Genomic DNA, 19,955 nt, shown 5'->3' with positions numbered 1-19,955 from the left:
TACAGGCTAAAAAAAACGGGCGTCGCGCCCGTTTCTTCTTACGCCGTGCCGCCGACGGTCACGCCGTCGAGGCGCAGGGTGGGCTGGCCCACGCCCACCGGCACGCTCTGGCCTTCCTTGCCGCACACGCCCACGCCGGAATCGAGCTTCATGTCGTTGCCTATCATCGATACGCGGTTGAGCACATCCGGACCGTTGCCGATCAGCGTGGCGCCCTTGACCGGGTAAGTGATCTTGCCGTTCTCGATCATATAGGCTTCGCTGGCCGAGAACACGAACTTGCCGTTGGTGATGTCGACCTGGCCGCCGCCGAAATTAACCGCGTACAGGCCGTTCTTCACCGACGCCAGGATCTCGCCCGGGTCCTTGTCGCCGCCCAGCATATAGGTGTTGGTCATGCGCGGCATCGGCAGGTGGGCGAACGATTCGCGGCGCGCGTTGCCGGTCACCGGCATCTTCATCAGGCGCGCGTTCATGGTGTCCTGGATATAGCCTTTCAGGATGCCGTCCTCGATCAAGGTGGTGCACTGGCTAGGGTTGCCCTCGTCGTCGATGTTGAGCGAGCCGCGGCGGTCCTTCAGCGTGCCGTCGTCCACCACGGTCACGCCCTTGGCCGCCACGCGTTCGCCGATGCGGCCGGAGAAGGTGGACGAACCCTTGCGGTTGAAGTCGCCTTCCAGGCCGTGGCCGATGGCTTCGTGCAGCAGGATGCCGGGCCAGCCCGGTCCCAGCACCACGGTCATCGGGCCGGCCGGCGCGGGGCGCGCGTCCAGGTTGACGATGGCCGATTTCACGGCCTCGTCGGCATACTGTTCCAGCAGCTCGTCGCTGAAATAGCCGTAGTCGTAGCGGCCGCCGCCGCCGGACGAACCGACTTCGCGCCGTCCGTCCTGCTCGGCGATCACGGTCAGCGACACGCGCACCAGCGGGCGGATGTCGGCCGCCAGCACGCCGTCGCTGCGCACCACCAGCACCACGTCGTATTCACCGGCCAGGCCGGCCATCACCTGCACCACGCGCGGGTCCTTGGCGCGCGCCATCTTTTCCAGGCGCTCCAGCAGCTTGACCTTGGCGGTCGCGTCCAGCGAAGTGAGCGGATCGTGCGGCAGGTACAGCGAGCGGCCGCCCACCTGGGTCATGCCGCTGGCCACCTTGACCTTGCCAGCGCCGGCACGGCCGATGGTGCGGGTAGCCGCCGCCGCTTCCATCAGCGCGCGCTCGGAGATGTCGTCCGAATAGGCGAAAGCGGTCTTGTCGCCCGAGATGGCGCGCACGCCCACGCCCTGGTCGATCGAGAAGCTGCCGGTCTTGACGATGCCCTCTTCCAGGCTCCAGCCCTCGTTCTTGGTGAACTGGAAATACAGGTCGGCATAATCGACCTTGTGGTTGAACATGCTGCCCAGCGTTTTCAGCAGCTTGGCCTCATCCAGGCCGAACGGCGTCAGCAGCAAATCGCGCGCCACGGCCAGGGTGGACAGATTGGGTTCGAATGGAGTCATGTTGAATGCCTAAAGAATTATGTCGCGGATAATGCTGCCATTGTAGGGCGGATTAGCGCGCAGCGCGTAATCCGCCGTTGTAGGCAGGCCAGCGGCCATCACATGGTGCGGTGCTTCAGCGCCGGCAAGCTCTCGCGCACGCTGTCCATGAACAGCGCATCGACCTCCCCGTGCACCACGCCCTCGCCCTCGGCCAGCACGGTCTTGACCGCGCCCCACGGGTCGATCAGCATGGAATGGCCCCAGGTGCGGCGCCCGTTCTGGTGCGTGCCGCCCTGCGCCGCCGCCAGCACATAGCACTGGTTCTCGATGGCGCGCGCGCGCAGCAGGATTTCCCAGTGCGCCTGCCCGGTGGTGTAGGTGAACGCGGCCGGCACCACGATCAGCGACACCGGCCCCATGGCGCGGAACAGCTCGGGGAAGCGCAAGTCGTAGCACACCGACATGCCGACCTTGCCCACCGGCGTGTCCACCGTGCCGACGTTGCGGCCGGGCACGATGGTGCGCGCCTCGTCGTAGGATTCGCTGCCCTTGGTAAAGCCGAACAGGTGGATCTTGTCGTAGCGGCCCACGTGGCGGCCCTCGTCGTCGTACACCAGCGTGGTGTTGACCACGCGCGCCGGGTCGTCGGACGCCAGCGGCAAGGTGCCGCCCAGCAGCCAGATATTGTGGTGGCGCGCCATGTCGCTCATGAAGTCCTGGATCGGCCCCTTGCCCAGCGGCTCGGCCACGGCCACCTTGTCGCTGTCGCTCAAGCCCATGATGGCCCAGTATTCGGGCAGCAGCACCAGCTTGGCGCCGGTGTCGGCCGCCTGCGCGATCAGGCGCCGCGCCGTGGCCAGGTTCTCGCCCACGGAGGGCGAGGAAATCATCTGTATCGCTGCGACGGTGTTCATGGGCTGGGTCCTTTATCGGTGTGCTTACTGTTTGGGCTTGGCGGCTTCCCTGGCGGCTTCCTTGACGGCGTCCAGCCTGGCCGCATCGAGCTTGGTGATCACGGGCGCCTTCCACGGCCCCGTCACTTGCATCTCATAGGTCAGCGCGCGCATCATCGGCTGCGCCAGGAACAGCTGGGCCAGGTAGCTGCCCAGGCCGATCACCGGATTCACCGCCAGCGCGTACACCAGCGGCGCCGTGCCGAGATTGACTTCCGGCATCACCACCACGCGCAGATTGGTCGATTCGTTGGCGATATCAACGGTGCCGTCCATCAGTACAGTAGCGGCCACGCCGTGCATTTTCAAGTTGTCCGTCTTGACGATGCCGCGGTTGATGGCGGCCTGGGCGCTGATGCCGTCGAAGGCCAGCCCTTCCGAGAACACGTCGTGGAAGTCCAGTTTCAGCATGCGCGGCAAGGCCTGCAGGCTGAGTACGCCCAGCAGCTTGGCCGCGCCCGGGTCCTGCTTGAGGAACTGGCCCTTCTCCACGTTCATATTGATCTGGCCCGACAGGCTGGGGATGTCCAGCGCGTAGGGCAAGCCCTTCCAGGATATATCGCCGCTGAGCTTGCCCTTGCCGTTGCGCAAGGTGTCGGCGAAGCCGAAGCGGTCCAGCAGCTTGCCGGCGTTGGCGATGTCCAGTTCGAAGTTCAGGCTGGTCTGCGGCTGGCCGTCCTTGACCACCCAGCGCCCGGTGCCGTTCAGTTCGCCGTCCGCGTTGGCTAGCGACAGCCTGGACACGCGCCACTCGCGCGCCGCCGTGATCAGCGCGTTGTGCGCCTGCAGCTCCAGCCGGCCCAGCGGCTTGTTGAAGAGCTCGAAGCGGTCCACCACCACGTCCAGCGCGGGGATGGTGGGCTGGGTGGCCTTGTTCTCCAGCAAATCCTTGACGTCGTTGGCCTGCGACTCGGGAATGATGAGCGAGGACAGCCGCGCCGTCACCTTGCCCACGCCCTGCCCGGTCGGCGACTCGTTCCACGTGACATAGCCGTTCACGTGGCGCGAGTCGATATTGGCCTGCCACACATTCTTCTGGTGGCTCACGCCCACCACCACGTTCTCCAGCTTGCGTTCGCCCACCACCAGCTCGCCCGCGCGCGCGGCCAGGGTGTCGGCCACCACGTACTGCGCCACGTCGGCGCCGCCGCTGCCCGCGCCGCCGGCTGGCTCCTTGCCGGCGATGGCGTCGCCCAGCGCCAGCCACTGGTCCACATTGAGCGTCTTCACATTGGCCTGCATCATCATGCCGCTGTCCGGTTCCGGCGCCGGCACGTTCACGCCTATGCCGCCGCGCACCAGCTTCCACGCCTCCTTGCCCTGGCGCTGGCGCTGGTAGGCGGCCGACATGCCGGCGCCCAGCGCCACGCGGATCTCGTCGCGCATCAGCCCCGCCTCGTTGGCGGCCGTGCCGTTCAGCACGAAGTGCAGCGGCAGCGTGTCGGCCGCGCCCTTGGCCAGCGGCGCCGGGAAGTCCAGGCCCAGGCCGGCCAGGCTGGAGTCGACGGTGACCGAATAATGGTGGTCGCGCGCCACCACCAGGCCGGTGTAGCGCGTGCCGCCGCTGAAATGGCTGGCCACGCGCTGCATCTGCGGCGACGGCCAGGTCTTGCGCAAGCCGTCCGCCGTGGCGGTGCCGGCCAGGCGCACCTGGATGCTGCCGTCGCGCTGGCTGCCGCCGGTGATCGACACCGGGCCGCCGATGAAGCTGCCCGCCAGGTTGTTCAGGTTGACGCCTTTTTCGTTGAATTCGATCTTGCCGGTGGAGCCGGTCACCACCGGCATGTCATGCCACAGCACGATGTCGTTGTTGGCCAGCTGCAGCGCGCCCTGCACTTTCGAGTCGTGCATGTGGTTCAGCGGCAGCTGCAGCTTGAGCGCCAGTTTCGCGCTGCCGGTGGCCTGCGTTTCGTCGGTGAAGTGGCCGATCCACTCCAGCACCGGGCTGGCCGCCATATAGTTGAGGAATTCCTGCATCGGCCCGGCCGCGTTGCCGTCGATCTCCAGCACGCTGTCGTGCGAGGACAGGTCGGCGATCACGGCCTTCACGCCGCTCAGCGCCACGCCGCCGGTGGCGGCCGTGTCGCCGCGGATTTCCATGCGCGTGCCTTCGAACACGAAGCCGCCCTTGATCTTCTCGGCCTGCGGCCACAGCGGCGACTTGCCGTCCTTGGCGTAGAAGCCGGGGTCGTAGTTGAGCTTGCCGTTCGTGATGCGGCCGGCCACGCGGAACTCGCCCTTGGCACGCTCGGCGGCGGTGGGCGCCGCGCCGGCGCTCTTGAACGGGAAGTGCGCCAGGTCGCCGCGCAGGCGCAAGGTCACATCGTCGGCCATGCCGTCTTCCAGGGCGCCGCTCAGCCAGTGGCGCAGGTGTTCGGGGGTTTGCAGCGGCAGGTAGCGGCCTATTTTCTTCACGTCGAAGCCGCTCAGCTTGCCGGTGAAATCGGCCAGGCCGGCGCTCTTGCCGTCCAGCGCCAGCACATGGGTGCCGGACAGGGAACCGTTCAGGCCCTCCTGCGAGAATTCCAGGTTCTGCAGCTCCACCTTGAGCTGCTCGTTGCCCTCGAAGGACCAGTACACCTGGCCGCGCAGCTTGTCGAAGGGCATGGACGCTTCGGCGAAATAGTCCGGCATCTGCAGCACCAGCTGGTCGGCGTCCAGCGTGAAGCTGCCGCCCTTCTCGCTCGCTTCCAGCGTGCCGCTCAGGTGTTCAAAGCCGGGCAGCGCGGGCATGCCGCGCACGGCCGGGGTCTTGGCCGTTTTCGGCTGCGGCAGGCGGGCCGGGCGCGGGCGCAGGCCCAGGCCGTCCAGCTGCGCCTTCACATGGTAGGACAGCAACGCCGGATAGCTGCCGTACCAGGACGCGGCCACGTCGCGCAGCCGCCCCGTGGGCGCCACGTCTTCCAGCATGGCGCGCTGGTTGTCGCTCAGCGGCAGGCGGCCGGCCAGCGCGGCCAGCGTTTCGAGGTCCAGCACGCTGGCTTTCAGCTCCATGCGCGCGGGCGCCTTGGCGGTGGCCGCCACGTAGCGCTCGGACAGCTCGGTGGGCGGCATCTCCAGGCCGTCGCGCGTGCGCAGCGAGAAATTGTTCAGGGTGACGCTGTGGCCCAGCACGCCGAACGCCGGCTGGCCGCTTTGCAGCGTGGCCGGGATTTCCTCGCGCGCCGAAACCCGGCCGCGCACTGCCACCAGGTCCAGCGGCTCCAGCTCCTTGCCCAGCTGGGCCGTCACGTCGGCCAGGCTGACGTCGGCCGTGAAACCGGCCAGCTTGGCATGGTCCAGCTTGATCCAGGCGCGCACCGAACCCATGCCGGAGCGCAGGTCGAAGGGATAGTCGATGTGCTGCTTCCACGCGGCCAGGTCGGCCTCGCGCACGTCCGCGTACAGCTCGCCCTGCCAGGCGCGCACGTCCGACTTGCGGGCGGCGAACGCCGGGTGGGCGAAGTCGGCGCGCACGTCCAGCGGGCCGCCCAGCGCGGCCGGCGGGGTGGCCGTCATGCCGAACTGGTGGCGGCGCCACTTGTTGCGCAGCACCAGGCGCACGTCCGCCAGGCTCACCTGCGGCGTGCCGCGCAGCTTGTCGGTCCAGTCCAGCTGACCTTCGCGGATGACGATCTCGCGCTGCGCCAGCAGCCAGTCGGCGCCCTGGCCGTCGCCCTTCTTGTTCAGGTCGATATACACGCCGGCCGCGTACAGCTTGCCGTCCGCCTCGCGCCGCACGTCCAGCTTGGGGCGTATCAGTTCCAGCGATTCGAAGCGCACGTCGGCCGCCGCCACGCTCCACCACGACAAGGTGGCCGACACGCTGGGCAGCGCCAGCACTTCGCGGCCCTGCGGGTCGCGCAGCACCACGTCGCCCAGGAACAGGCTGGGGCTCAGGCCGGACCAGGAGGCGTAGATGCGGTCGATGGTGACGGGGTTGCCCACCGCGCGGCTGGCCAGGCGCTCGATGTCGCCCTTGTAGTGGTCGATATTGGGCAGCACCAGGTAGCGCAGCGCCAGCAGCAGGACGGCGAATGCAAAGTACACCAACAAGGCCAACTTGACAGTAAAGCCCAGCACATGGTGGGTGGCCAGATTGCAGACGCGATAGGCGGAACGCAGCCGCTGCCAGCGCACGGCCAAGGGCACACTGCCTGTCACGGTCTCCTCTGACGGATTTTGCATCAATAAGCTAATAATTCGGGCCCGGCTTCAAATAAATCGCTAAAATCGTTTCCAGCCCTAAAGGAGCCTGCGCGTCCATTTTACCGCATAGGCTGGTGTCCCTACGCTCTGTTTATTACGTTGCAACATTAAGTTACTTAACGCCCATGACCTCATCCGCACTGACCTCCGCCTCCCGATACTACCAGCGCTGGATCAGCGCCGATCCGGGCCGCGCGGCCAAGGTTGATGCATTGGCGCAATTATCGCTTGCCCAACTGGATTTTGCCGATTATTTAACGCGCGAAGCGGACATGGGACCGGACCAGGCGCCGCTGCCGCTGCCGCGCGCCATGCGCCGGTTGCGCAACCTGCTGGTGTGCGGCCTGATCCGGCGCGACCTGGAAGGCCGGGCCGACCTGCACGAAGTGGTGACCGCCATGACGCGCTTCGCCGACTTCGCCATCCAGCGCCACCTGGCCGCGCTGCACGCGGAAATGGTGGCGCTGCACGGCCAGCCCGTCGGCCACGACAGCGGCGAGCAGCAGGAACTGATGGTGCTGGCCATGGGCAAGCAAGGCGGCGGCGAACTGAACGTGTCATCCGACATCGACCTGATCTTCGTCTATCCGGAGGACGGCGACACCGCGGCCGGCCCGGCCCAGCGCTCGCTGTCCAACCACGAATTCTTCGTCCGCCTGGGCAAGAAGCTGATTGCCGCGCTGGCCGAGATCACCGAGGACGGCTACACTTTCCGCGTCGACATGGCGCTGCGCCCGAATGGCGGCTCCGGCCCGCTGGCGGCCAGCCTCAGCATGGTGGAGCAGTACCTGATCGTGCAGGGGCGCGAATGGGAACGCTACGCCTGGGTCAAGGCGCGCGCGGTCACCGGCAAGCCGGCCGACATTGCCGCGCTGGACGCCATCGTGCGGCCCTTCGTGTTCCGGCGTTACCTCGATTTCGGCGTCATCGACGCCATCCGCAGCATGCACGCCCAGATCCGCGCCGAAGTGAACCGCCAGGAGCGGCTGCACCCGGACCGCAGCAACAACGTCAAGCTGGGGCGCGGCGGCATCCGCGAAATCGAGTTCCTGGCCCAGGTGTTCCAGCTGATACGGGGCGGGCGCGACGCCACGCTGCGCGACCGCTCCACCCGCGCCACCTTGCGCATCCTGCCGGAAAAAGGCCTGCTGACCAACGACATCGTGCTGCAACTGCTGGCTTCCTACACCTTCCTGCGCAACCTGGAACACCGCCTGCAATACCTGGACGACGCCCAGACCCACACCCTGCCGCCCAACGAGGCCGACCAGCTGGTGGTGGCGCAGATGATGGGCTTGCCCGACGTGGCCACCCTGCTGGCGCAGATCGAGGCGCACCGCAAGTTCGTGGCCGAGCAATTCGACGCCATGTTCGCCGAAAAAGCCGCCAACGGCCAGCAAGACGCCGACATCGACCCGGCCACCAGCAATGAGTGCGCGGACCCCGACAACCTGGAGGCGATCCAGGCGCGCTTCGCCGCGCTCGGCTACGACGATCCGGCCAGCGCCGCCCAGCGCTTGGTGGCCACCTGGCAGGCGCCGCGCTTGCAGTCGCTGCCGGAGGCGAGCCGCAACCGCCTGGTGTCGCTGGTGAACGCCGCGCTGCCGCTGATCGCCCGCACCGCCGAGCAGTCCAGCATCGGCAGCCAGCTGGTGACCCTGGGCAGCCTGCTGGACTTCCTGGAAGCGATCGCGCGCCGCTCGGCCTACTTGTCGCTGCTGACCGAGTACCCGCACACGCTGGAGCGGGTGATCCGCATGATGCACGCCAGCGGCTGGGCCGCCAAATTCCTCACCAAGCACCCCATCCTGCTGGACGAACTGCTGGACGACCGCATCCGCAACGCCGTGTTCGACCCGGTGGCGCTGGCGGCCGAACTGGACGGCCAGCTGGCTGCCGCCGCCGGCGACACCGAGCGCCAGATGGACATCCTGCGCGAAGTGCACCACGCCCAGCTGTTCCACCTGCTGGCGCAGGACCTGGCCGGCGACCTGACGGTGGAAAAGCTGGCCGACCACCTGTCCGCGCTGGCCGACGTGATCGTGGCCGCCACCGTGCAGGCCGTGTGGAAGACCGTGGCCACGCGCCACCGCGAAGTGCCGCAGTTCGCCGTCATCGCGTACGGCAAGCTGGGCGGCAAGGAGCTGGGCTATATCTCCGACCTGGACGTGATCTTCCTGTTCGACGACGATGACCAGGACGCGCCGGCCCAGTACGCCAAGCTGGCGCAGCGCTTCATCACCTGGATGACCTCGCACACCTCGGCCGGCCAGCTGTTCGACGTGGACATCGCGCTGCGGCCGGACGGTGCCAGCGGCATGCTGGTGTCCAGCGTGCAGGCCTTCGAGCGCTACCAGCACAACTCGGCGTGGATCTGGGAACACCAGGCGCTCACGCGCGCCCGTTTCTGCGCCGGCGACGCCGCCATCGGCCAGCGCTTCGAACAGATCCGCTGCCAGGTATTGCGCCGCGAACGGCCCGCCGACGGCGAATTGAAACGCGAAGTGCAAGCCATGCGCAAGAAAATGGCCGACGCCCGCCCCAACCGCTCCGACCTGTTCGATTTAAAACAGGACGCGGGCGGCATGATCGATATCGAATTTATCGTCCAGTACCTGGTGCTGCAGCATGCCAGCACCTATTCCCAGCTGACGGGAAATGTGGGTAATATTGCCCTACTGAAAATGTGCGGCGAGCTGGGATTGATTAAACCCGAACTGGCCGCCAGCGTGGCCGATGCCTACCGCGCCTTCCGTAAATTGCAGCACCAGATGCGCTTGCAGGGCCAGGAGAATGCCCGCGTCGACCCGGCCCGGGTGGCCGGCCACGCGGCGCATGTAATACAGTTGTGGAAAGACATACTCGAATAAAACATGACCGGCAGTCCCATTCCAAAGGAGAGACAAATGAAAATGTTTTTAGGCGGTATCGCAATCAGCCTGGGTTTATTGGCAGCGCCGGCGTATGCGGCGGATAAAGGCAGCGCCAACGAAGCAGTCGCCATGGTAAAAAAGGCCGTGGCGCTGATTAAATCGGACGGCAAGGAAAAGGCGTTTGCCGCCTTTTCCGATCCAGCGAATAAGGATTTCCACGACCGCGACCTGTATATCTATGTATATGACCTGAATGGGGTCGCGGTGGCGCACGGCGTGAATCCCAAACTGGTGGGAAAAAACCTGCTCGATATGAAGGATAACGAAGGCAAGCCGATGATCCAGGAAATGGTCAAGGTAGCCAAGGAAAAAGGCAGCGGCTGGGTCGATTTCAAATGGCCGAATCCGGTAACCAAGGCCGTGGAGTCGAAATCGGGCTATGTGGAACGCGCAGGCGACCTGCTGGTCGGGTCCGGCGTCTACAAGTAAGTCGCCCGCCCTTGGCCCGGACGCCGCATTCTGCGGCGTTTTTTTTCGGCCGATGCGCCCATTTCTGGCGCGATCACGCCAGAACCTGGCACAACATGGCACACTGCTCACTGTGGCAATATTGCAACATTGCCGCCCCACCCATCGGCGTCCGATACAAAGCAGAAAACGGCCAAAAATGGGCCATATCCCGGGCTAGCCCCTGCTAAGTGAAACACTTATTGCGATTGCGCCCCTGCCAGCGGGCCTGTCAAGACTTGCTTTGTTTCAACTGCGTTACAAACACACATTTGACATGCAATTCCCCGCAGTGTCTGATAGGCCGATTAGCAATCCCAGAAGGATTGCTAATGCAACAGACACTCTAATAAGGAACATGACTATGTTGATTGAAAAAGCCCTGGCTCGCTCGCTGCGTGTCGTATTTTCCGGCGGTGTAGCCATCGCCGGCCTGGGAATGCTGGCCCAGCCGGCGTTCGCACAAAATGCCGCACCTGCAGCCGCGCCTATCCAGCGCGTGGAAATTACCGGCTCCGCCATTAAGCGTATTGACGCCGAAACCGCCGTGCCGGTGACCGTGGTAAAAATGGATGACCTGAAAAAGCAGGGTATTACCACCATTGAACAGGTAATGGCCAATCTGAGCTCCGTGCAAACCAACCAGGGCACCAGCCAGGTTGTAGGTTTGAGCACCGGCGGCGCATCGTTTGCCGATTTGCGCGGTATTGGCGCGAATAAAACCCTGGTGCTGCTGAATGGCCGCCGCCTGGCTAATAATGCGCTGGACAGCTCGGCACCCGACTTGAATATGATTCCATTCGCCGCGCTGGAGCGCGTCGAAGTATTGCGCGATGGCGCATCGTCGCTGTACGGTTCCGATGCGGTGGGCGGCGTGATTAACTTTATTACCCGTAAAGATTACACCGGCGTCACCGTGACCGCCGGCCTCGATTCGCCCAATAAAAAAGGCGGCGGTTCGAATAGCGCCAATATCGGCGTCGGCTACGGCAATCTGGACACCGACGGCTTCAACATCTTCGCCATGGGCGACCACCAGGTGCAGCGCCGCATCAACGGCGTGCAGCGCGACTACAACAAGCGCTACGCAGGCGGCCTGTCGCCAACCACCAGCCCGGCCAACTATTACCAGGACGGCAACAGCGGCAACCCGGTCGCCCCGAACTGCACCGGCGCGCCCAACCTGATTCCGGACGCCACCGGCAGCGGCTGCCAGATGACCACCTCCTCCTTCGTCGATTACATTCCGAAGAGCGAGCGCAACACCGGCCTGGTCAAGGGCACCATCAAGCTCAACGAAAACCATGAACTGGGCCTGGAATACCTGATCACCAAGAGCCGCATCGGCAGCGAAATCGCACCGGTGCCATACGGCGGCCTGTTCCAGAACCGCGTCCGTCCCGACGGCTCGCTGAATCCGTTCTACCCGGGCAACCCAGGCTCCATCACGCCTAACGTGCCGCTGAGCCCGACCTACACCGAAGAGAACACCCCGGCCGGCGTGCTGCCGGGCTTCGTGCACGTGAAGTGGCGCGACCTGCCGAACGGCTCGCGCGCCGGCGACGACGTCAACCAGCAGCAGCGCTTCGTCGCTTCGCTGCAGGGTTCGATCGCAGGCTGGGATTACGGCGCAGCGTTCACCTATAACAAGAACAAGGTGGCCAGCAACCTGATCGGCTACAGCGACGGCGGCATCATCACCAAGGGCGTGCTGGAAGGCGTGATCAACCCGTACGGCGAGCAAAGCGCCGCCGGCATGGCGCTGATCGAAAGCGCCGCGCTGAATGGCAACATCCAGAACGCCAAGGGCACCATGAAGGGCTTCGACGTGCGCGCCAGCCGCGAGGTGGGCGATTGGTTCGGCGCCGGCCGTCCTAGCGCACTGGCCCTGGGCGGCCAGTTCGACAAGCAGGAGTTCCACAGCGCGGCCAACACCGAGTACGCGGAAAAAGTGGTGGCCTCCACCGGTATCGACCCGAACACGCTGAACGAAGGTTCGCGCAAGGTCAGCGCCGCGTACGCCGAGCTGAACCTGGCCCTGCTGAAGGACCTGGACGTGACCGCCGCCGTGCGTTACGACAAATACAACGACTTCGGCAGCACCACCAATCCGAAGTTCGGCTTCCGCTACCAGCCGACCAAGACCGTGCTGCTGCGCGGCTCCTACTCGACCGGTTTCCGCGCGCCGTCGCTGTACGAGATCAACTCGGCCCAGACCTACACCAACTCGAACCAGTATGACGATCCGGTCAACTGCCCAGGCGGCACCCCGCTGCCAGGCAAGCCGGCCGCGGCCAACTGCCAGCAGCAGTTCCAGACCCTGACGGGCGGCAACAAGGCGCTGGCGCCGGAAGAATCGAAGAACTACGCGCTGGGCGTGGTGTTCGAGCCGGTCAACAACCTGTCGGTTGGCCTGGACTTCTGGAAGCTGAAGCTGGAACACCAGATCGGCCAGCTGAACCAGGATGACGTGTTCGGCGACCCGGCCAAGTACGCTTCGCTGTACCACCGCACCGCGGCCGGCAACCTGGCCACCGACGGTTCGCAGTGCCCGAACCCGCTGACCTGCGGCTATGTCGACCTGCGCACCCAGAACCTGGGCGGCGTGAACACCGACGGCCTGGACGTGAGCGTGAACTACCGCTGGCGCCATGCCGAGTTCGGCAACACCACCTTCACGCTGAACAGCACCTATGTGCACAAGTATGAGTACCAGAACAGCGATGGCGGCGAGTGGCACCAGAACGTCGGCGTGTTCTCCGGCACCGGTCCGATCTTCAAGTGGCAGAACAACGCCAGCATCAACTGGACCAAGGGCATCTGGGGCGCCGGCATTGCTGCGCACTCGAAGACCGGCTACATCGACCAGGATCCTGAATTCCGCGTCGCTTCCTACACCACCTGGGACAGCTATGCGACCGCGAACTTCATGAAGAACCTGTCGCTGACCCTGGGCGTGCGCAATATGTTCGACCGCGCTCCGCCGCTGTCGTACCAGACCGAGACCTTCCAGGCTGGCTACGATCCGCGCTTCACCGATCCTAAGGGCCGCACCTTCTACGCCCGCGCCACCTACAACTTCTAAACTGTAGCGGCGTAAAAAAACCCGGGCTAGCCCGGGTTTTTTTTGCGCTTTGCGGTCGGCGATTACTTGGCGTTCATCAGCGCCACGGTGGTGTCCAGCATGCGGTTGCTGAAGCCCCACTCGTTGTCGTACCACGACGATACTTTCACCAGGCGGCCCGACACCTTGGTCAGGGTCGAATCGAAGTTCGACGAGGCCGGGTTGTGGTTGAAGTCGATCGACACCAGCGGTTCGGTCTGGTAGGTCAGCACTTCCTTCAGCGCGCCTTCGGAGGCGGCCTTCATCAGCGCGTTCACTTCGTCCACGGTGGTGTCGCGCGAGGCGATGAAGGACAGGTCCACCAGCGACACATTGATGGTCGGCACGCGGATCGCGAAACCGTCCAGCTTGCCGTTCAGCTCAGGCAGCACCAGGCCGACCGCGGCGGCGGCGCCGGTCTTGGTCGGGATCATGGACATGGTGGCCGAACGGGCGCGGCGCAGGTCTTCATGCATCACGTCGGACAGCACCTGGTCGTTGGTGTAGGCGTGCACGGTGGTCATCAGGCCGTTTTCCACGCCGATGGCGTCGTTCAGCGGCTTGACCAGCGGGGCCAGGCAGTTGGTGGTGCAGGAAGCGTTCGAGATCACGGTGTCGGTGGACTTCAGCACGTGCTGGTTCACGCCGTACACGATGGTCGCGTCCACGTCCTTGCCGCCCGGTGCCGAGATGATCACTTTCTTGGCGCCGCCCTTCAGGTGGGCCGAAGCCTTTTCCTTGGTGGTGAAGAAGCCGGTGCATTCCAGCACCACGTCCACGCCCAGGTCGCCCCATGGGATTTCAGCCGGGTTGCGCTGCGCGAACACGCGGATCACGTCGCCGTTGACGATCATGTTGTCGCCGTCCACCGTCACGGTGCCGGGGAACTTGCCGTGCGCGGTGTCGTAGCGGGTCAGGTGCGCGTTCGACTTGGCGTCGCCCAGGTCGTTAATGGCAACGATCTGGATGTCTTGCTTCTTGCCGCCTTCGTAGAAAGCGCGCAGAACATTACGGCCGATGCGGCCGTAGCCATTGATTGCTACTTTGATCGTCATACTAAGCTCCTGATGAATAAGAAAAGGGTACTAGGTAATTATGCAACCAGAACAGATTTTACTTTCGCCACGACGTTTTCCACCGTGAAGCCGAAGTGCTTGAACAGCACCGGCGCCGGGGCGGATTCGCCGAAGGTGTCGATACCGACCACGGCGCCTTCCAGACCCACGTATTTGTACCAGAAATCGGTCACGCCGGCTTCGATGGCCACGCGCGGCACGCCCTTGGTCAGCACGCTGGCCTTGTAGGCGGCGTCCTGGCGGTCGAACACGTCGGTCGACGGCATCGACACCACGCGCGCGGCGATGCCTTCGGCGGCCAGCGCGCTGGCGGCGTTGACGGCCAGTTCCACTTCAGAACCGGTGGCGATCAGGATGACCTTGGCGTCAACCACGTCGTTAAGCACATAGCCGCCCTTGGCGATATTGGCCACCACCGCTTCGCTGCGCTCCAGGTAAGGCAGGTTCTGGCGCGAGAAGATCAGGGTCGAAGGACCGTTCTTGCGCTTGACCGCCTCGCCCCACGCCACCATCGATTCGACGGTGTCGGCAGGACGCCAGTTGTCCAGGCCGGGGATCAGGCGCAGCGAGGACACGTGCTCGACGGACTGGTGGGTCGGGCCGTCTTCGCCCAGGCCGATCGAGTCGTGGGTGAACACGAACAGCGAACGCTGCTTCATCAGCGCGGCCATGCGCAGCGCGTTGCGGCTGTAGTCCGAGAAGGTCAGGAAGGTGGCGCCGAACGGGATGAAGCCGCCGTGCAGGGCGACGCCGTTCATGATGGCGCTCATGCCGAACTCGCGCACGCCGTAGTTGATGTGGTTGCCAGGCTTGCCGGAACGCAGGTTGACCGACTCTTTCCAGTTGGTCAGGTTGGAGCCGGTCAGGTCGGCCGAGCCGCCCAGGAATTCCGGCAGCACGGGGGCCAGCGCCTGGATCGCGTTCTGGCTGGCCTTGCGGGTGGCGATGGTTTCCTTCTTCTCGACGCAGGCGGCGACGGCGGCAGCCAGCGTGGCCTCGAAGTTGGCCGGCAGGTCGCCGGCCATGCGGCGCGCCAGTTCTGCCGCTTCGGCAGGGAACTGCGCGCTATAGGCTGCGAATTTCGCGTTCCAGTCGGCTTCGTGCTGCGCGCCGGCCGCTTTCGCGTCCCATGCGGCGTACACTTCGGCCGGGATGTCGAACGGGGCCGGGGTCCAGCCGATGTATTCGCGCACGGCGGCGATTTCCTTGTCGCCCAGCGCGGCGCCGTGCACCTTGTCGCCGCCCTGCAGGTTCGGCGAACCCTTGCCGATGATGGTCTTGCAGCAGATCAGGGTCGGCTTGTCGGCCTGCTTGGCGGCGGCAATGGCGGCGTCCACGGCGGCCACGCTATGGCCGTCCACGTCGCGGATCACATTCCAGCCGTAGGATTCGAAGCGCTTAGGCGTGTCGTCGGTGAACCAGCCTTCGACCTTGCCGTCGATGGAGATGCCGTTGTCGTCGTACAGGGCGATCAGTTTGTTCAGGCCCAGGGTGCCGGCCAGCGAGCATACTTCGTGCGAAATGCCTTCCATCAGGCAGCCATCGCCCACGAACGCGTAGGTATAGTGGTCCACCACGTCCAGGCCCGGCTTGTTGAACTCGGCCGCCAGCAGGTACTCGGCCAGCGCCATGCCGACCGCGTTGGCGATGCCCTGGCCCAGCGGGCCGGTGGTCGTTTCCACGCCCGGCGTGATGTCCACTTCCGGGTGGCCCGGGGTCTTCGAGTGCATCTGGCGGAAGGCGCGGATGTCGTCCATGGTCACGGCGTAGCCGGCCAGGTGCAGCAGCGCGTAGTGCAGCATGGAACCGTGGCCGTTCGACAGCAGGAAGCGGTCGCGGTTCAGCCATTTCGGGTTGGCGGGGTTGTGGCGGTGATGACCGCTCCACAGCGCGACAGCGATTTCGGCCATGCCCATCGGCATGCCCGGGTGGCCGGAATTGGCCTTCTGTACAGCGTCCATTGCCAGCGCGCGGATCGCGTTGGCCATTTGAGTGGTGGGGAGCGTAGTAGTCATCGTGGTGATTGCGGAAGGTTTGAAATAAGGTAAAGCGTGCTTGCTTGAACCAAGTATTTTACCAGAGCGGGGGGCCGCCCATTAAAATTACGCATCCAAGTGCACTCATCAAGGCCCCCGCATGCCCCGTTTCTACTGCCCGCAGCCGCTCGCCGTCGGCCTCCTCATCGACCTGCCGGACGCGGTGGCGCACCACGTCCACGTGGTGCGGCTGGCGCCGGGCGAGAGCATCACCCTGTTCAACGGCGAGGGCGGCGAGTACACGGCGGTGCTGCACACGGTGGAAAAACGCCGCGCCAGCGCCGAAATCAAGGCCCATACCGCGCGTGACGCCGAACTGCCCTACGCGGTGACGGTGGCGCAGGCGCTGCCGGAAGCGTCCAAGATGGACTGGATCATAGAAAAAGCGGTGGAACTGGGCGCCGCCGCCATCCAGCCGCTGGCGGCGCGCCGCTGCGTGGTCAAGCTGTCGGGCGATCGGGCGGAAAAAAAGTTGGCGCATTGGCAAGGTGTGATCGTCTCGGCCAGCGAACAGAGCGGCCGCAACCGACTGGCCCAGCTGGCGCCGGTGGACGAGTTCAAGGACTGGATCGCGCAGCAAGACCTGCACCGCCGCGTGATCCTGACCCCGCGTGCCAGCCAGTCGCTGGCCGACTGGGCGCGCCACCAGCCGCCGCAGGCGCTAACCATCATGGTCGGCCCCGAGGGCGGCTTTTCCGAGGACGAGGAAAACCTGGCCGTGGCGCAGGGCGCGCTGCCCCTGTCGATGGGGCCGCGCATCCTGCGCACCGAAACGGCGGCCCTGGCCGCCCTGGCTGCACTGAATGCCAGCTGGGGCGGCATGTAGGGCCGTTGCTACCTCACTAAGCCGCTACCTCAGAACTTGTAGTTGGCCTTGACGGTGAAGAAGCGGCCGCGCGCGCTGTGCAGCGACGAGTTGTAGCCCGCGGTGGCGTACGACGGATCGTACGGCGCCTTGGTATTGAACACGTTGGCCACGTTAAAGCTCAGCACGGTGTTGCGCAAGCCGGTGTAGGCGTACGCCAGGTCCAGCGTGGTCATCGATTTCACCTTGCAGTCCGGGTAGAACTTCAGGTAATTCTCGTTGCGGTTGGCGCGGCCGTATTCGCAGTACGCTGGATCGTATGGACCCACCATGCCGTCTTCCTGGGTGCTGTAGGCCGCCATCATCGAAATCGACGAGATGTAGTTGGCGGTGGCCGTCAGGCTGTGCTGCTGGATGCTCCAGGTGGACGACAGCGACGCGCGCAGGCGCGGGATCTCGCCGACGCTGGTGGTGTCGTTGTAGATCGCGCCGTTGGTGCCGACCAGGTCGATCATCGGGTCGCCGTCGGCCTGGGCCTTCTTGTAGCTCAGCGTGTAGCTGGCGTTCAGGCGGCTGGCCAGCTTGCCGTAGGCGCCCAGGTTGTTGCGCAGCGCCAGCTCCAGGTCGATGCCGCTGGTGCGGGTGCCGCCGGCGTTGATGTACGGCGTCTCGATGCTGATCAGCGGACCGGAGTTCGGGATCAGGTTGCCGGTCGCCGGGTCGCGCAGCCAGGTGCCCTGGTTCTGGTCACGCTTGACGCGGCTGGCCAGCTTCGGGTCCTGGATCACGGCCACCGCCGACATCAGGTCGGTTTCCTTTTCCTTGCGGATGTTGTAGTAGTCGAACAGGATGTCGAAGTTGCTCACCGGCGAGAAGATCAGGCCGGCCGTGAAGCTCTTCGAGGTTTCCGGCACCAGGTCCTTGTTGGCGGCAGCCACGCCCGACAGGCTCTTCAGGCAGTCGGTGGCGTCCGCCCCGGGCTTGCCGCAGCGCAGCTTGTCCTCGAAGTTGTTCAGGAAGTACTGCGTGCCGCCGTCCACCATCTGCGTCAGCGACGGTGCGCGGAAGCCTTCCGAGTACGTGCCGCGCACGGCCAGGGTCGGGCTCACGGTCCACTTGACGCCGGCTTTCGGCGTGAAGCTGCCGGAGAAGCCGTCATACTTGTCGTAGCGGCCGGCCAGTTCCACGTCCACCGACTTCAGCACCGGCAGGCGCACTTCGGAGAACACCGAGCGCACGTCGCGCTTGGCTTGCGAGTACTGGTTCGCCAGGCCGATGATCTGGCCGTTGACGGTGCGCGCATCGGGCACGATGCTCATCTTTTCCTGCTTGATCTCGCCACCCAGCGCCAGGCCGATGGCGCCGCCGGCCAGCTGGCCCAGCTCGGTGCTGCCCTTGAAGTCCCACTGGGTGATGCTGGCCTTGCCGTCCAGCGGCGAGTCCACCGTCACGCCCGGGGTGCTGGCGATGGTTTTCAGCGGCACGTTGTCGGTCACCAGGCGCTGCACGATAGGCAGGTACAGGAAGCCGTTCGACACCTGGTGGCGCTTGGACTCGTTGTACAGCAGGCCGGTATCCCAGTCCCAGTTCATGTGGCTGCCCTTCAGGCCGGCCAGCAAGCGGGTCGAGGTGTTCTCGTTGGAGCTGCCGCCCTTGGCGTCGGTGAAGCGGTAGTTGACCGCCACCGGCACCGCGCCGGCCGTGCCGCGCGTCGGGTTGTCCGGGTGGTTCACGCCCAGGATGGGCTGGAAGCTGATGCCGGGGCCGTCTTTCGGGAACACCGTGGTCTTGTTGCGCGACAGGGTGCGCGACACGCCGGCGTATTCCAGTTCCGATTTGCTGTACGACGCTTCGGCGAAGGCGCGCATGTTGGCGTCGATCTTGAATTCGCCGCGCGCCAGCACGTTCGAGCTTTCCGCCTTGCCTTGCGCGTCCTCGTACTGCCAGCCGTCGTAGTTGCAGAACTTGTTACCGATCATCACGTCCGAGGCCAGCATCGGCACCAGCGCGGTGGAGCCGGTGCGGATATCGGCCGGGTTGCAGCTCAGGTCGGCCGACACGTAACGGTTGAAGGACCCGCTGCCCAGGCGCGACTCCTTGAAGAACACCGGATACTGGCTCACGCTGCTGTAGAAGTTGCTCAGGCGGCCATCCATGGCCATCGACTGGTCGGCGTGCACGGCGCGCGCCTCGGCGATCGGGGTGCGGTCGCGGCGCGAGAAATCGAAGGCGACGAAGGCGTTGAAGCGGTCCTCGTCCAGGTCGCCGAAGCCGTAGGCGCCGCTGATGCCGTTGCGGCCGAAGTTGCCGTAGCCGTCCTGGCTGTGCTGGGCGGTGATGTCGCCGCCCTTGAAGTTGCTCTTGGTGATGAAGTTGATCACGCCGGCAATCGCGTCCGAACCGTACACGGCCGAGCCGCCATCCTTCAGGATTTCGACGCGCTCAAGCGCCGACAGCGGGATGGAATTCAGGTCGTACTGGGTGGACTGGCCGGCGTTCGGGTCGGCGTAAGCGGCCGGCGACATGCGGCGGCCGTTGATCAGCACCAGCGTGGACGCCGAACCCAGGTTGCGCAGCGACGCGGTGGCCAGGCCCTTGGAGAAGCCGCCGTCGCGCGAGTCGACCTGGTTGGACGAGCCCAGCGCAGGCACCTTGGCCATCAGGTCGGCCACGCTGACCGCGCCGGACTGCTCAATTTCTTTCTTGGAAATGACCTGCACCAGCGACGGGTTCTCCGTCGAGGTGCGCTTCAGGTTGGAACCGGTCACGATGACGCGCTCGATCGGCGCGTCGGCGGCCTGCATTTGCGCCAGTGCGAACTCGCTCCAGCCCACGGTACCCAGCAGTGCTATTGACTGCACTATCAACTTTTTCTTCACGTTTTCTCCAGTCGAGGAAAGACCGGCGGCACCCTTGTGGGGCGCCATCCAGCC

The 19,955-nt window shown here is 65.1% G+C and carries 10 protein-coding genes; 4 read left to right on the top strand and 6 right to left on the bottom strand.

Features of this window, described 5'->3' with window-relative positions; genetic code table 11:
• Positions 1 to 38: 38 nt before the first annotated feature.
• The 3 genes from tldD to ACFJI2_RS02280 all read right to left on the bottom strand — a co-directional run bounded on the left by tldD (position 39) and on the right by ACFJI2_RS02280 (position 6,577).
• Positions 39 to 1,499 carry a metalloprotease TldD gene (tldD, locus tag ACFJI2_RS02290; RefSeq protein ID WP_377703579.1) on the bottom strand — a complete coding sequence of 487 codons (1,461 nt, stop codon included), beginning with the start codon at positions 1,497 to 1,499 and terminating at the stop codon, positions 39 to 41.
• A gap of 98 nt (positions 1,500 to 1,597) precedes the next feature.
• Positions 1,598 to 2,395: a carbon-nitrogen hydrolase family protein gene (locus ACFJI2_RS02285; RefSeq protein WP_377703578.1), complete on the bottom strand. Its 798-nt coding sequence runs from the start codon at positions 2,393 to 2,395 to the stop codon at positions 1,598 to 1,600.
• Positions 2,396 to 2,419: 24 nt separating this feature from the next.
• Positions 2,420 to 6,577 (bottom strand): YhdP family protein, encoded by a 4,158-nt coding sequence (locus tag ACFJI2_RS02280; protein WP_377703577.1) that lies wholly within the window; start codon positions 6,575 to 6,577, stop codon positions 2,420 to 2,422.
• A gap of 170 nt (positions 6,578 to 6,747) precedes the next feature.
• Here ACFJI2_RS02280 and glnE point away from each other — a divergent pair, with 170 nt between their 5' ends.
• The 3 genes from glnE to ACFJI2_RS02265 all read left to right on the top strand — a co-directional run bounded on the left by glnE (position 6,748) and on the right by ACFJI2_RS02265 (position 13,087).
• Positions 6,748 to 9,492, top strand: coding sequence for a bifunctional [glutamate--ammonia ligase]-adenylyl-L-tyrosine phosphorylase/[glutamate--ammonia-ligase] adenylyltransferase (gene glnE, locus ACFJI2_RS02275; RefSeq protein ID WP_377703576.1), 2,745 nt, complete (start codon positions 6,748 to 6,750; stop codon positions 9,490 to 9,492).
• Positions 9,493 to 9,528: 36 nt separating this feature from the next.
• Positions 9,529 to 9,984, top strand: a complete 456-nt coding sequence (locus ACFJI2_RS02270; protein WP_377703575.1) for a cache domain-containing protein — start codon at positions 9,529 to 9,531, stop codon at positions 9,982 to 9,984.
• 382 nt (positions 9,985 to 10,366) lie between these two features.
• Positions 10,367 to 13,087 carry a TonB-dependent receptor gene (locus ACFJI2_RS02265; RefSeq protein WP_377703574.1) on the top strand — a complete coding sequence of 907 codons (2,721 nt, stop codon included), beginning with the start codon at positions 10,367 to 10,369 and terminating at the stop codon, positions 13,085 to 13,087.
• Between the two features lie 62 nt (positions 13,088 to 13,149).
• Here the strand turns inward: ACFJI2_RS02265 and gap are convergent, their stop codons facing one another.
• Positions 13,150 to 14,160, bottom strand: coding sequence for a type I glyceraldehyde-3-phosphate dehydrogenase (gap, locus tag ACFJI2_RS02260; RefSeq protein WP_028833731.1), 1,011 nt, complete (start codon positions 14,158 to 14,160; stop codon positions 13,150 to 13,152).
• Between the two features lie 38 nt (positions 14,161 to 14,198).
• Positions 14,199 to 16,196 (bottom strand): transketolase, encoded by a 1,998-nt coding sequence (gene tkt, locus ACFJI2_RS02255; protein WP_377703573.1) that lies wholly within the window; start codon positions 16,194 to 16,196, stop codon positions 14,199 to 14,201.
• A 121-nt stretch (positions 16,197 to 16,317) separates the two neighbouring features.
• On the opposite strand from tkt, the gene ACFJI2_RS02250 reads away from it, so the two are divergent.
• Positions 16,318 to 17,043: a 16S rRNA (uracil(1498)-N(3))-methyltransferase gene (locus tag ACFJI2_RS02250; protein ID WP_377703572.1), complete on the top strand. Its 726-nt coding sequence runs from the start codon at positions 16,318 to 16,320 to the stop codon at positions 17,041 to 17,043.
• Positions 17,044 to 17,072: 29 nt separating this feature from the next.
• Here ACFJI2_RS02250 and ACFJI2_RS02245 read toward each other — a convergent pair whose 3' ends face one another.
• Positions 17,073 to 19,883, bottom strand: a complete 2,811-nt coding sequence (locus tag ACFJI2_RS02245) for a TonB-dependent receptor (RefSeq protein ID WP_377703571.1) — start codon at positions 19,881 to 19,883, stop codon at positions 17,073 to 17,075.
• Positions 19,884 to 19,955: the final 72 nt, after the last annotated feature.

It is taken from the genome of Pseudoduganella sp. UC29_71 (assembly GCF_042693265.1).
In the GTDB taxonomy this organism is placed as follows: domain Bacteria; phylum Pseudomonadota; class Gammaproteobacteria; order Burkholderiales; family Burkholderiaceae_D; genus Rugamonas.
Note: the sequence above shows the minus strand (reverse complement) of the source record. Positions and strands in the feature narration are given on the sequence as shown.

Excerpts from the sequence above, each read along its gene's own strand:
- tldD (WP_377703579.1), bottom strand. The coding sequence starts at position 1,499 with ATGACTCCATTCGAACCCAATCTGTCCACCCTGGCCGTGGCGCGCGAT.
- ACFJI2_RS02285 (WP_377703578.1), bottom strand. The coding sequence starts at position 2,395 with ATGAACACCGTCGCAGCGATACAGATGATTTCCTCGCCCTCCGTGGGC.
- glnE (WP_377703576.1), top strand. The coding sequence starts at position 6,748 with ATGACCTCATCCGCACTGACCTCCGCCTCCCGATACTACCAGCGCTGG.
- ACFJI2_RS02270 (WP_377703575.1), top strand. The coding sequence starts at position 9,529 with ATGAAAATGTTTTTAGGCGGTATCGCAATCAGCCTGGGTTTATTGGCA.
- ACFJI2_RS02265 (WP_377703574.1), top strand. The coding sequence starts at position 10,367 with ATGTTGATTGAAAAAGCCCTGGCTCGCTCGCTGCGTGTCGTATTTTCC.
- gap (WP_028833731.1), bottom strand. The coding sequence starts at position 14,160 with ATGACGATCAAAGTAGCAATCAATGGCTACGGCCGCATCGGCCGTAAT.
- tkt (WP_377703573.1), bottom strand. The coding sequence starts at position 16,196 with ATGACTACTACGCTCCCCACCACTCAAATGGCCAACGCGATCCGCGCG.
- ACFJI2_RS02250 (WP_377703572.1), top strand. The coding sequence starts at position 16,318 with ATGCCCCGTTTCTACTGCCCGCAGCCGCTCGCCGTCGGCCTCCTCATC.